We start from the raw sequence: 12,545 nt of genomic DNA, 5'->3' as shown, positions 1-12,545 counted from the left end.
AGGGGGCTTCCCTTGTCCGCCATGTCGTTACCGCCGTTGGATCTTGCCGCGTGCCTCAGGAGCGTCGATCGGCAGGCAGCCCGAGAAAGTTCTGGATGATGAAGAAGTGATCCTCGAACAGGCTTTCCGGCTCGAGTTCCGCCAGGGGTACCCAGCGGGCGTGGTCGCCACCCTTGACGGGTTTCAGCCTCGGCAGGTTCTGATCCGGTCGCAGGGCAAAGTAGAAGGCTTCGGCCAGGGTTCGCCCACGCCAGCTTCGGTGCGGCTCGTCGAATAGCCGTTGACCGCGTAGTGATCCCTTGAGCACCGGCTCCGGCACCTTCAGCCGAATGCGTTCGCGCAGCTCGCGCAGACAGGCGTCCATCAGTCGTTCCTGGGCGCTGATAAAGCCCCCGGGCAGGGCATAGAGTCCCTTGCCGGGCGCCGAGGTGCGCCGCACCAGCAGCACATGGCCCGACTGCACCACAACCGCACAGACGGTGACGAAGATCGGCGGGTAGGGCGCCTGGGCCCAGGCCGAGCGGTACTGATCGAGCAGTTGCTGTTCTTCCCCGAGCTGGCGGTAGGGCTTGCCGCTCATGAAGCGGCGGATATGTTCCACCACGCCCGGTGGAAGATCGTGGCTTGCGTTGGTGGAGAGATACTCTACCGCCGAGCCCTCGGAGCGAAATAGCCGTTCTCGAATCTGGCTGGCGGAGATCGCTTCGACCAGCGGTACGCTCACCGACTCCCACTGGGGGAAGAGTGACAGGTAGTAGCTCGACTGACCGCGGCTGGCGCCGATCAGCCCGATACGTGGTAACCGTGCGCTCTCGGGATGGGCCAGATCGCGCACCTTGCGCTGGACGTCGTGCACCCAGACATCATCGTTGTAGAGCGCATCCAGCAGCGGCACGATTTCGAGGCGAGCGTTGTCGTCTTCGTCGAAGGCGCTGCGCAGCATCTGGCGGCGTTCGTCGAAACGCCAGGGGTTGCGCAGTGAGCGCGCCTGCCACGCGGAGCCTACCAGCACGATGACCTGTCTGGCCTGCTTGAGGGCCGCCCGAATCACCGCCAGATGGCCGAGGTGCGGGGGCTGAAAGCGTCCGATGAACACCAGGCAGTCGAACTCGGTCTGCGGCGGAGAGGTGGCCAGATCGGTGGGCATGGAGGACTCCTGGAAAACGTCGCCGCCATTATGGTGGCGACGACTGGAAGGCGCAAACAGACCGGTGCAAACAGACAGGCTCCCGAGCTGGATAAATGAGGCTAGATGAAGGAGGCTCGATCACCCCGTCACGACGATCCGGTCGTGATGAACTGGCAGCATCAGGGCGTCGCGTTGGCGCATGTTCCTGCGTATACCGTCGGTGTTAGGTATGCTGAGGGCAACGATAATGACGAGGGAACGCCATGATCATTCAGTTTTTCGCCTTCTGGTGGGGAGTGCTGCGTCGCTCGGTGGCGTTGTGGCTGGAGCGCAACGCCTTCAGCTACGCCGGCTCGCTGGCGTTCTATACCCTGTTTTCGCTGGCGCCGACGGTAATCATCGCGGTGACGGTGATCGGTGTGGTGCTGGGCGAGGAGGCGGCACAGGGGCAAATCTTCGCCCAGTTGCAGGGCACCATGGGCCCCGAAGCGGCCACCGCCATCGAGCATGCCGTCGCCCAGTCGCGGATCCAGGAGTCCGGGCTGTTGCCGACGCTGCTGGGTTTTGCCGCCCTGGCGGTTGGTGCCACTACGGTGTTCGGCCAGATGCAGTTTTCGCTGAACACCATCTGGGGCGTCGCGGCACGCCCCAGCAGCAACAGCCTGTGGATCTTCGTCAAGAATCGCATGCTGTCACTGACGATCGTGCTGGCGATCGGCTTTATCCTGCTGGTGTCAGTGGGGCTCGGGGTGTTCGTCAGGGCGGCGCTGAAAGCCGCCGATGATGTGCTGCCCTACGTCAGCCTGCTGACACGAGGGGTGGAGCTGCTGGTGTCGATCGGCGTGATCGCCGCGCTCTTTGCCACCATCTTCAAGGTGTTGCCCGACGTGGTGCTGCGCTGGCGCGACGTCATCGTCGGTGCGGTTGTCACGGCCTTGCTGTTCTCGATAGGGCGTACCGGTATCGCGCTCTATCTGGCTTACAACGCGACTGCCTCGACCTACGGTGCGGCGGGGTCGGTGGTGGTGGTGTTGCTGTGGGTCTACTACTCCTCGCTGATCCTGCTGTTTGGTGCTGCCTTTACCAAGGTCCATCTACTCGCCCGGCACAAGCCCATCATCCCGCGCAACAGCGCCGTGCTGGTCAAGCAGGAACTGCTCGATCAGCAGAGCGTGCGTGCCCAGTTGAGCGCCGAAGAAGAACGGGAATTCGAGCAGGAGGCTCGCGAGCGTCAGCATGAGGCGGAGCTGGAGGCAGGGGGAGCGGAGACTGCTGGCACGGTGGAGAGCCGTCAGGCCAACGAAGATGACGAGGTCAGCGTCGATGATACGGTTCAAGGGGCCGATGTCGCCAGAGAGGAACCAATGGACGAGCAGCAGGAGGCAGCCACGATGTCCGATGACACCCTATGCCTGGAGGCCCTGGTGGAAGGGCGAGTACAGGGCGTGAGCTATCGCTTTGCCACCAGGCAGCAAGCCGAGGCAGAGGGGCTTGCGGGGTATGCGTGCAACCTGCCGGACGGCAGTGTCGAGGTGTTGCTGTGTGGACCTCGTGACGCGGTGGAACGGGTCGCCGACTGGCTTGAATATGGGCCCGAGCAGGCCGAAGTGACCCAGGTCACCACCCGTGAGGTAACGCTGGATAAGCCGCCGAGGGATTTCACGACGGGCTAGAGCCCGGTGTAGAGCGCCCGTGGTCGTCGCCGCTGGCGCCATGACCTCAAGGATCCAGCGATAGAAGAGCCCCGGGCGGGCACGACAATGTCCCTCGACATTATCCGTCGTGCCCGCCCGGGGCTTTTTGCTGGCTTGAGTCGTTCAGGCCAGGGTGTCCGCGATCCAGTCGCTGACGGCCTTGCCGTCTACCCCCATGCAGACGTTGACCACGGGTGTCTGTGACCAGCGGTCGGCGATAAAGCCTCTGCCTTCGGGCGCGAGGATGGTCTGCCCCTCGGCCGGCCCTTCGGTAACCACACCCAGGTGGCCGCGGGTGGTCTCGAACAGGTCCGGGCGCAGTAGCCAGGCCAGGGCCACACTGTCATGGGGGCAGCAGCCGTCGATGCCGAGGGCTTCACGATAGAAGGCGCGATAGAAGTCGTAGCTGCCGGCCAGAATCTTGCCGAGCTCGCCCTGGCCTGCCTCGATGCGGGCCATGTGTTCCGGCGTCAGGATGCAGCGATGGGTCACGTCGAGCCCCACCAGGGTCAGCGGCCAGTCGGCGGTCAGTACGCGCTGCGCGGCGTGGGCATCGTTGAAGATGTTGGCCTCTGCCACCGGGGTGACGTTGCCGCCTTCGCGAATGGAGCCGCCCATGATGACCACCTGCTTGACCAGGCGGGTGATCTCGGGGTCCAGCTGCAGCGCTGCGGCAAGGTTGCCCAGCGGGCCGACCGCCACCAGGCTGACCTCGCCCGGACGCTGGCGCACGGTGTCGACGATAAACTGGGCGGCGCTGCGAGCATCGGCCTGTCCCTTGACCTCGGGCAGGGTGATATTGCCCAGGCCGTTGTCGCCATGGATATGCTTGGGTGCCGGATGACGAGGTTTGACCATGGGGCAGGCCGAGCCCTGGGCCACTGGCACTGGCTGGCCCGCGATCTCGCCGAGCAGCAGGGCATTGTGGGTCGCCGTCTCGATGTCGACGTTGCCGAAGGTGGTGGTCATGCCGAGCAGCTCAATGTCGGGATGGCGCAGGGCGATGGCGATGGCCTGGGCGTCGTCGACGCCCGGGTCGGTATCGAAGATGATCGGGGTGCTCACGGAAGCTCCTGTGATTGGCCTGAAGGTCTCAACGGATGGCGTGCTGGCCGCTCGCCAGCGCTGTGTCGACCTCGTCGCGGGTCGGAATGCTGGCAGCCGCGCCCTGGCGCTGAACGCCGAGGGCGGCGGCGGTGGAGGCCAGCGCCAGGCAATCCGCCACGGTCTTTTGTTCCTGCATCGCGGCCAGGTAGTAGCCGATGAAGGTGTCCCCGGCGGCGGTGGTGTCAACCGCCTCGACCCGACTCGCCGCCTGGAACTGGCGTTGTCCGCCGTGCTGATGCCAGGCGCCTTCGCCTCCGAGCGTCAGCACCAGTTGGGTGCTGGGCAGGCGCTCGGAAAGGGCGGTGAGCAAGGCGTCGGCATCGGTATCCTCTGTAACACCGGCCAGCCAGGCGGCCTCGCCCCGATTGACGAAAAGGAGATCGCACCGGTCGAGCGGCAGGTCCAGCACGGCGTCGCTCATCGGCGCCGGGTTGAAGGCGATGTTCAGTCCCTTTTCATGTCCGAGCCGGATGGCGTCGGCCAGGGCGCTGCATTCATTCTGCAGCAGCAGCCAGTCGCCGGCCTGAGTGCCCTCCATCAGCCTGGAAAGGTCGTCGGCCGCGTGGTGGTGGTTGGCTCCGGGGAACAGCAGGATGGCGTTCTCTGCGCCGTCGTCGACCTGGATGATGGCGTGGCCGGAGGGGGCGGCCACCTCGGCAATACCATTGACGTCGACCCCGGCATCGGCAAGCTGCTGGCGGGCCCAGCCATCCTGGGCATTCAGGCTACCCCAGTGAGCCACCTGACCACCGGCCTTGGCCAGCGCGAGCGACTGGTTGGCTCCCTTGCCTCCAAGGCCGACTCGGTGCTCATGACTCGCCAGGGTTTCCCCCGGGCGAACGAGATGGGGAACGCGATAGACATGGTCGAGATTGATCGACCCGTAGTTGTACAGCATGGGGTGTCCGATGAGGGGGTGGGCTCAGCGCGAAGTATCGGAGTGATGCCGGGCGGACGCAAGGGTGCAACCGCCATCGACAACGCGGGTATTGCCTTGTTTCCAAATTTATACCGTTATCTTGTTCGACCAGTACTCAAACGTGCCAATTTCATCGATGTGTTAGTCATAGGCGATGAGGACAGGCCGTTGGGAGGCGTCACACTTGTTGGCTCGCCTGAACATGCCCGATCAGGGGCGCGATAACGTTTCCTAAGCGTGGCGAGAACTTGGCATCAGCGTGACGATAACGTTGTATCAGCGTGGCGAAAGCCTGGAGAGAGCTCAGCAAGGGGCAGGCAAGGCGCAGGGTGGCAAGAATGACCTGGTGTGCGGCGGGCACGGTCTTCTGTGCCCGCCTTGGACGGCGTCAGCTCTCTTGCGCAGCGTTTCGCAGATTGTCGACGGTCAGCTTGACGATGTTCTGTCGCGCTTCAGGGGTGATCCAGGCGCTGTGCGGGGTGACCAGCAGGTTCAGGCGCGGCGACTCGTTGACTGCGTCGATCAAGGCGTGGCCGTCACGGGGCGGCTCCGCGGGAAGGACATCGACGGCGAGGCCTCCCAATTGCCCTTCGCGCAGGGCGGCCAGAGCGGCTTCTTCATCGATCACTCCACCCCTGGCGCAGTTCACCAGCAGGGCGCCTTTCTTGATGGTCTTGAGGTTGTCGGCGTTGAGCAGATGACGACTGTGTTCGGTCAACGGGCAATGCAGGCTGACCACGTCGGCCTCGGGCAGCAGCTCGGCCAGTGCCGGGCGCCGGTCATTGGCCTCGTTGCCTGGACGCGCGCTGAAGCTCACCCGCATGCCGAATGCCTCGGCCAGGGCGGCCACCTTGGAGCCCAGTTCACCCTGTCCCACCAGCACCAGATGCTTGCCTTCGAGTTGCAGGGTCGGGTGGTCCATCAGACAGAAGAACGGGCTCTCTCCCCAACGGCCTTCGGCCACGTCGCGCTGGTACTGCGGCAGGCGAGTGGCCAGAGCGAGGATCAGCATCAGCGTATGCTGGGCAACACTGGCAGTTCCGTAGGCGTTGACGTTGTCGACGCGGATGCCACGCTCTTTCGCCACCTCCATGTCGATATTGTTGGTGCCGGTGGCCAGTACGCAGATATGCCGCAAGGAAGGCAGGGCGTTCAGGGTATCGGCATCCAGCACCACCTTGTTGACGATGGCGACGTCGGCTCCGGCCAGCCGTTCACGCGCCTCGGCGGGGGTGCTGGTGGGGTGAACCTCGAGGCTCTCGAGCTGCTCGCGCAGCGGTGCCAGGTCGATATCAGTACCCAGGCTGTCGGCGTCCAGTAATACAGCTTTCATCGCTTCTCCTGTTGTGTTTGGTGGGTGTGGTGAGTCTGGTGGCGAAGATCGGTGCACAGGGCTGGGCCTTGAGGCGCTCAGCACGCTATAATGCGCCCCTTTGATTTGGGCTTGGAATTGCTGTTGGCCGGCCCTATATCGCATGTCGGGATCGGAAGCGGCGTGATCGAGGGTGTGTCAGGCAGATCAGACGCCGGCTTCCCGCCCCGCAGGAACAATGCGAACGGAGACCTAGAACCATGCCCATCTACGAATATCAGTGCAAGGCCTGTGGCCATCGGCTGGAGAAGCTGCAGCGCATGAGCGCCGCTCCCTTGACCGACTGCCCGGCCTGCGAAGCTCCCGAACTGAACCGCCTGGTCTCGGCGGCTGGCTTCCGTCTTGCGGGTGGCGGCTGGTACGAGACCGACTTCAAGACCGGTGGCACCAAGAAGAATCTGGCGGGTGACAGTGGCGGAGGCGGCGCCTCCTCCGGTGGTGGCTCCGCTTCCGGTGACGGCGCCGCTGCCTGATCCAACGAATTGCCTTTACCTTCACGCAACATGACAGGAACCAACATGCGCAGCCATTATTGCGGCCAGCTCAACGAAACCCTGGTGGACCAGACGGTCAGCCTGTGCGGCTGGGTACACCGCCGCCGTGACCACGGTGGGGTGATCTTCCTCGACCTTCGCGATCGTGACGGTATCGCCCAGGTCGTGGTCGACCCCGATACCGCCGAGGCCTTCGCCAATGCCGACCGCGCCCGCAGCGAGTACGTGCTGCGCATCCAGGGCCGAGTGCGCATGCGTCCCGAGGGAACCCAGAACCCGAACATGCCGACCGGCCTGATCGAGGTGCTGGCCAAGGAAGTGGAGGTGCTCAACACCGCCGCCACGCCGCCGTTCCAGCTCGACGAGCACGGCAAGGTGGGTGAGGAAATTCGCCTCAAGCACCGCTACATCGACCTGCGTCGCCCGGAGATGATCGAGAAGCTGCGTCTGCGCTCTCGCATCTCCCATAGCGTGCGGGCCTTTCTCGAAGGCGAGGGCTTCCTCGACATCGAGACGCCGGTGCTGACCCGGGCGACCCCGGAAGGTGCACGTGACTATCTGGTGCCGAGTCGGACCCACGCCGGCAGCTTCTTTGCGCTGCCGCAGTCGCCTCAGCTGTTCAAGCAACTGCTGATGGTGGCGGGCTTCGATCGCTACTACCAGATCGCCAAGTGCTTCCGTGACGAGGACCTGCGTGCCGACCGTCAGCCGGAATTTACCCAGATCGACCTCGAGGCCTCCTTCGTCGAAGAGGCCGACATCATGCGCATCACCGAGTCCATGGTGCAGGGCCTGTTCAAGGACGTGCTCGACGTGGATCTGGGCGAGTTCCCGCGCATGACCTGGCATGAGGCGATGCATCGTTTCGGCTCCGACAAGCCGGACCTGCGCATCCCGCTGGAGCTGACCGACGTCGATGATCTGATGAAGGAGGTGGACTTCAAGGTCTTCTCCGGTCCGGCCAACGCCGATGACGGCCGTGTCGCCGCACTCAAGGTCAGCGGTGGCGCCAAGCTGTCGCGCAAGGAAATCGACGAATACACCAAGTTCGTCGGTATCTACGGCGCGCGGGGCCTCGCCTGGATCAAGGTCAACGAGCGTGCCAAGGGCATCGAGGGCCTGCAGTCGCCGATCGTCAAGTTCATGGAAGGCGTGATCGAGAGCCTGCTGGATCGTGTGGATGCCGAAGACGGTGACATCATCTTCTTTGGTGCCGACAAGGCGCGCATCGTCAACGAGGCGCTGGGGGCTCTGCGGGTCAAGCTGGGTGAGGATCTCGATCTCTACACCCAGCCCTGGGCGCCGCTGTGGGTCGTCGACTTCCCGATGTTCGAGGCCGACGACAACGGTCGCCTGAGCCCGCTGCATCACCCCTTCACCTCGCCGGCGTGCAGCCCCGAGGAGCTCAAGGCCAACCCGGCCGAGGCCCTGTCACGCGCCTATGACATGGTGCTCAACGGGACGGAGCTGGGTGGCGGCTCGATCCGTATCCACGATCAGGCCATGCAGAGCGTGGTATTCGAGATCCTGGGTATCGGTGAAGAAGAAGCCCGCGAGAAGTTCGGCTTCCTGCTGGACGCGCTGCACTACGGTGCGCCGCCCCACGGTGGTCTGGCCTTCGGTCTCGATCGTCTGGTCATGCTGATGACCGGCGCTCGTACCATCCGTGAGGTCATCGCCTTCCCCAAGACCCAGAGTGCAGCCTGTCTGATGACCGACGCCCCTGGCGAGGTCAGCAACGACCAGCTCAAGGATCTGAGTATCCGCCTGCGTCAGAAGGCCAAGCCCGAAGCCGGCGAATAACGCTAGGCGCTGTCCGAAAAGTCGACGAGCGAAGGTTAGACAAGGCAAAAATCGGTGAGAAAGCGCAGTTTACGGGGTGTAAATGAGCATTTTGATCCGATTTTTAACGCCGTATTACCGAGCGCAGGCACTTTTCAGACAAGCCCTAGGCTATCGTGCTGTACCGAAAAACCCCCGCCCATCGGCGGGGGTTTTTCGTTGATGGGAAATCAGCCCAGCAGCCTGGACAGTGGTGACGGCAAGGAAGACGCCGCGCGACGGGCCAGCGACGGAAGGGTGGTGAGAGACGATAGAGGCGAGAGCGGTGAGATCGGTGAGCCACCATGAGGCTCGGTCAGATGCTGTCCGATCATTCTACGCGCCGGTGCCAGTCGGTCACCCAGGCGCAGCCCCAGGTGACGGACCATTCGTGCCGGCACTCCGTCATCGGTGTAGAGGCCGACGATGGCCTGGGTGGCTTGATACAGCGGCCAGGTGGCCAGCCGATGCTCGCGCTCGTAGCGCTTCAGCAGTTGCGGGTCGGCGATGTCCTGTCCGAGTTGGTGGGCGCGGATCAGCCGGCGGGCCAGGCGGTGCTGACTCTGGGCGCCAAAGTTAAGCCGTGTGCCGTCACCGGATGCATGCCCACCGCGGCGTCACCGACCAGCGCAAAGCGTTCGGCCACGAAGCGCTCTGCGTAGGCGCTTACCAGGGGATAGACGTGGGTCTCGCCCTCCAGGGTCATGGCGCCGAGCCTGCGTCCGTAGCGATGGGTCAACGCCTGTGACAGTGCCTCGGGCGGCAGCGCGGTAAGCTCCGACATCTGCTGGCTGGGCAGGGTCACCACCGCCGACGACAGGTGTTCGTGCAATGGCAACAACGCCAGGGTCTGGCCGTGGTCGAACCACTCCCAGGCAGACTGGTCATGGGCGCGTTGGTGGCGAACCCGACACACCAGCATGCTGCGGCCGTTATCGCGCATGCGCGCAGCGATGCCCATCTGACGGCGGGATTCGGAGAAGCGACTGTCCGCGGCCACCGCCAGACGTGCCGACAGTCGAGTACCGTCTTCCAGTGCCAGACGCGCCGCACCGGGGTCGCTGGTGATGCTTTCCAGCGCCGAGAAGTGCCAGTCGATGCCGTCCATACGTTCGGCTTCCTCGAAGGCGGCGCGGCGTATCAGATGGTTCGGCACCATGAAGCCCAGTGGTCGATCGTTGCCGGAGTCGAAGTCCATGGCAAAGGACGACTGTCCGTTGAACACCTTGGCATGCGTCAGCGGTGCCACCTCGTGCTGGGGGATCCGCTGCCACACACCAATGTCGGCAAGCAGGTCGCAGGATGCCTGGGTCATGGCGATCTCGCGCCCATCGGGCCTGGGTTCGGCCAGTCGAGGGCGATCGATTCGATCGATCAGTGCCACACTCAAGCCGGCACCGGCCAGTGCTCGCGCCAGGCATAGGCCCACTGGCCCTGCACCAATGATGGCCACATCCTTCATTCGTCACTCCTGAGCTGGATTCGCTGGTGAGCTGCACGCGCGGTAGAATGCGCGATAAATCAAGCGCCCGACGCTAGCACAACGGGTGATCAGGTGGCGGGCTATGTGGCGCGCCTTTGATCCAGCGCCGGGTTCAGGTGCTTTTGGCAGGCTCCTTCAGGGCCTTGTCTTCCAATATCGCCCGGCGACGTGCGAAGCGTCGGCTTCCAGCAACCAACGGGATGCACCATGGCAGGACATAGCAAGTGGTCGAACATCAAGCATCGCAAGGCCGCCCAGGATGCCAAGCGCGGCAAGATATTCTCCAAGCTGATCCGCGAGCTGGGCGTGGCCGCTCGTCAGGGCGGGCCCGAACCCGCTGACAATCCGCGTCTGCGGGCCGCCATCGACAAGGCCCTGTCCAACAACATGACCAAGGACACGATCCAGCGGGCGGTGGATCGCGGGGCAGGGCAGAATGATGGCGATGACATGGAGGAGATCACCTACGAGGGCTATGGTCCGGAAGGCGTCGCCATCCTGGTGCAGTGCATGAGCGACAACCGCAATCGAACTGTCTCAGATGTGCGACACGCGTTTTCCAAGCATGGCGGCAACCTGGGCACCAGCGGATCGGTCGCCTTCATGTTCCATCACCAGGGGCGACTGACCCTGGCACCGGGAACCTCCGAGGAGGCAGCCATGGCGGCCACCCTGGAGGCGGAGCCCGAGGATATCCTGACCGACGAAGACGGCAGCCTTGAGGTGGTGACATCACCGGAGCGCTTCGGTGCCGTCAAGGATGCCCTGCTGGCCGCGGAGCTTGAGCCCGTCTACAGCGACGTCGGACTCTTCGCCGATACCACCACGCCCATCGAGGATGCCGATCTCGCGCGCCGTGTGCTCGCCCTGATCGATCACCTCGAAGACCTCGATGACGTGCAAAATGTTTTCACCAATGCGGACTTCAATGATGCCATTCTTGCCGAACTGGAGCGCTGACCTGCCGGGGAACCCGGCATGATCGTGCTGGGGATCGATCCTGGCTCGCGTATCACCGGCTACGGGGTACTCGACGCCAGCGAGCGGCAGCCGCGCTACATCGCCAGTGGCTGCATTCGGCTCAAGGATGAGTCCCTGGCCCAGCGCCTGGCGCAGGTCTATGCCGGGATCAGCGAGTTGATCGGGATCCACCGTCCCGCGGCCTTCGCCATCGAGCAGGTGTTCATGTCGAAAAATGCCGACTCTGCGCTGAAACTGGGCCAGGCGCGGGGCGCCGCCATCGTCTGCGCCGCCAATCACGGCCTTGACGTGCACGAGTATGGGCCGCGCCAGATCAAGCAGGCGGTCACCGGCAGCGGTGGTGCCGACAAGACCCAGGTGCAGCACATGATCACGGCGACGCTGGGTCTGTCCGGCACGCCCCAGGCGGACGCCGCCGACGCTCTGGGAATCGCCCTGACGCACTGCTACGCGTCACGTGGCTTGATCACCCAGGGCTCCTTCGGTGGGCGGCCCAGTGGCTCCAGGGGGGGCGGCAAGGGGACGTCCTGGCGCCAGTATCGTCCCTAGGGCTTGTCTGAAAAGTGCCTGCGCTCGGTAATACGGCGTTAAAAATCGGATCAAAATGCTCATTTACACCCCGTAAACTGCGCTTTCTCACCGATTTTTGCCTTGTCTAACCTTCGCTCGTCGACTTTTCGGACAGCGCCTAGGTTTTTTTACGCCGATGCGCCGGGTTGTTGTTGTTGCGTCGGCTGACGTTCAGGCTGTCGCAAAGTGCCGACGGAAGCATTATCGAACAGCGTTTGTTTGTGCTGGCGGGGCCCAGGCTGCCACCGTATAGTGGGATGCAAGGTACGCTTGCAGGGTAGCCGCTCCCGCGATTCGTGACCGCCGTCTCAGGTACACTGGCGATCACTTTTACCGCCGAGATCAAGGAAGTATTCGCGCCATGATTGGACGCATCACGGGCACACTGCTCGAAACCCAACCACCCTGGCTGGTGGTCGACGTCAATGGCGTCGGCTACGAGATGGAAGCCTCCATGACCACCCTGGTCGCCCTGCCGGGCGCCGGGGAGCGGGTGTCGCTGTACACCCATCTGACCGTGCGCGACGATGCCCATCTGCTGTATGCCTTTGCCCGCGAGCAGGAGCGCGCGCTGTTTCGCGCACTGATCAAGGTCAACGGTATCGGCCCCAAGCTGGCCCTGGCGATACTCTCCGGCATGGACGAGGACGCCTTCATCCGCTGCGTGATGGAAGACGACGTCAAGGCGCTGACACGTCTGCCTGGCGTCGGCAAGAAGACGGCCGAACGGCTGGTGATCGAGATGCGCGATCGCTTTCCCCACTGGCAGCATCCCGACAGCCTGCCGCTTGAAGGGAACGCTCAGCCGTCCACACCGGTATCCGGCAAGACGGCATTGGCTGACGCCGAGGCGGCGCTGGTCAGTCTGGGCTACAAGCCCACCGAGGCAAGCCGCATGTTGTCCGGCCTCGAGGATGAGGGCAGCACCGAAGCCATGATCAAGGCGGCGTTGGCGCGCCGCATGGCGGGTTGACC

At 63.9% G+C, this 12,545-nt stretch carries 12 protein-coding genes and 1 pseudogene; 8 read left to right on the top strand and 5 right to left on the bottom strand.

Features of this window, described 5'->3' with window-relative positions:
• Positions 1-55: 55 nt before the first annotated feature.
• Positions 56-1,147, bottom strand: a complete 1,092-nt coding sequence (locus tag KUV74_RS15945; protein ID WP_045994963.1) for a bifunctional nicotinamide-nucleotide adenylyltransferase/Nudix hydroxylase — start codon at positions 1,145-1,147, stop codon at positions 56-58.
• Positions 1,148-1,392: 245 nt separating this feature from the next.
• Here KUV74_RS15945 and KUV74_RS15940 point away from each other — a divergent pair.
• Together KUV74_RS15940 and KUV74_RS15935 are read left to right on the top strand one after the other, a co-directional pair.
• Positions 1,393-2,289 (top strand): annotated as a pseudogene (locus tag KUV74_RS15940) (YihY/virulence factor BrkB family protein); the annotation flags it as partial.
• A gap of 204 nt (positions 2,290-2,493) precedes the next feature.
• Positions 2,494-2,802 (top strand): acylphosphatase, encoded by a 309-nt coding sequence (locus tag KUV74_RS15935; RefSeq protein ID WP_315900845.1) that lies wholly within the window; start codon positions 2,494-2,496, stop codon positions 2,800-2,802.
• Positions 2,803-2,946: 144 nt separating this feature from the next.
• Here the strand turns inward: KUV74_RS15935 and KUV74_RS15930 are convergent, their stop codons facing one another.
• The 3 genes from KUV74_RS15930 to KUV74_RS15920 form a co-directional block, all read right to left on the bottom strand.
• On the bottom strand, positions 2,947-3,888 hold the full coding sequence (locus KUV74_RS15930; RefSeq protein WP_045994964.1) for a nucleoside hydrolase: 942 nt from the start codon (positions 3,886-3,888) through the stop codon (positions 2,947-2,949).
• 28 nt (positions 3,889-3,916) lie between these two features.
• Complete coding sequence (locus tag KUV74_RS15925) at positions 3,917-4,828, bottom strand: ribokinase (RefSeq protein WP_222516824.1); 912 nt, start codon at positions 4,826-4,828, stop codon at positions 3,917-3,919.
• A gap of 409 nt (positions 4,829-5,237) precedes the next feature.
• Positions 5,238-6,182 carry a D-2-hydroxyacid dehydrogenase gene (locus tag KUV74_RS15920; RefSeq protein WP_108133597.1) on the bottom strand — a complete coding sequence of 315 codons (945 nt, stop codon included), beginning with the start codon at positions 6,180-6,182 and terminating at the stop codon, positions 5,238-5,240.
• 239 nt (positions 6,183-6,421) lie between these two features.
• On the opposite strand from KUV74_RS15920, the gene KUV74_RS15915 reads away from it, so the two are divergent.
• From KUV74_RS15915 to KUV74_RS20905, 3 genes are all read left to right on the top strand, one after another.
• The gene (locus tag KUV74_RS15915; RefSeq protein ID WP_045994967.1) at positions 6,422-6,694 is read left to right on the top strand and encodes an FmdB family zinc ribbon protein; all 273 of its coding nucleotides are present in this window, start codon (positions 6,422-6,424) and stop codon (positions 6,692-6,694) included.
• A gap of 45 nt (positions 6,695-6,739) precedes the next feature.
• On the top strand, positions 6,740-8,518 hold the full coding sequence (gene aspS, locus KUV74_RS15910) for an aspartate--tRNA ligase (RefSeq protein WP_222516823.1): 1,779 nt from the start codon (positions 6,740-6,742) through the stop codon (positions 8,516-8,518).
• Positions 8,519-8,719: 201 nt separating this feature from the next.
• Positions 8,720-8,845, top strand: coding sequence for a hypothetical protein (locus tag KUV74_RS20905; RefSeq protein WP_261395491.1), 126 nt, complete (start codon positions 8,720-8,722; stop codon positions 8,843-8,845).
• 226 nt (positions 8,846-9,071) lie between these two features.
• On the opposite strand, the gene KUV74_RS15905 is transcribed toward KUV74_RS20905, so the two are convergent.
• Positions 9,072-9,998 carry an FAD-dependent oxidoreductase gene (locus KUV74_RS15905; RefSeq protein WP_222516822.1) on the bottom strand — a complete coding sequence of 309 codons (927 nt, stop codon included), beginning with the start codon at positions 9,996-9,998 and terminating at the stop codon, positions 9,072-9,074.
• 228 nt (positions 9,999-10,226) lie between these two features.
• Between KUV74_RS15905 and KUV74_RS15900 the strand changes: the two genes are divergently transcribed.
• The 3 genes from KUV74_RS15900 to ruvA all read left to right on the top strand — a co-directional run bounded on the left by KUV74_RS15900 (position 10,227) and on the right by ruvA (position 12,543).
• Positions 10,227-10,979, top strand: coding sequence for a YebC/PmpR family DNA-binding transcriptional regulator (locus KUV74_RS15900; RefSeq protein ID WP_108133600.1), 753 nt, complete (start codon positions 10,227-10,229; stop codon positions 10,977-10,979).
• Positions 10,980-10,997: 18 nt separating this feature from the next.
• Positions 10,998-11,549 carry a crossover junction endodeoxyribonuclease RuvC gene (ruvC, locus tag KUV74_RS15895; protein ID WP_108133601.1) on the top strand — a complete coding sequence of 184 codons (552 nt, stop codon included), beginning with the start codon at positions 10,998-11,000 and terminating at the stop codon, positions 11,547-11,549.
• 382 nt (positions 11,550-11,931) lie between these two features.
• Entirely contained in the window at positions 11,932-12,543 is a 612-nt protein-coding gene (ruvA, locus tag KUV74_RS15890; RefSeq protein WP_045992044.1) for a Holliday junction branch migration protein RuvA, read from the top strand.
• Positions 12,544-12,545: the final 2 nt, after the last annotated feature.

This window comes from Halomonas sp. DP1Y21-3, assembly GCF_019801245.1.
In the GTDB taxonomy this organism is placed as follows: domain Bacteria; phylum Pseudomonadota; class Gammaproteobacteria; order Pseudomonadales; family Halomonadaceae; genus Halomonas; species Halomonas litopenaei.
Note: the sequence above shows the minus strand (reverse complement) of the source record. Positions and strands in the feature narration are given on the sequence as shown.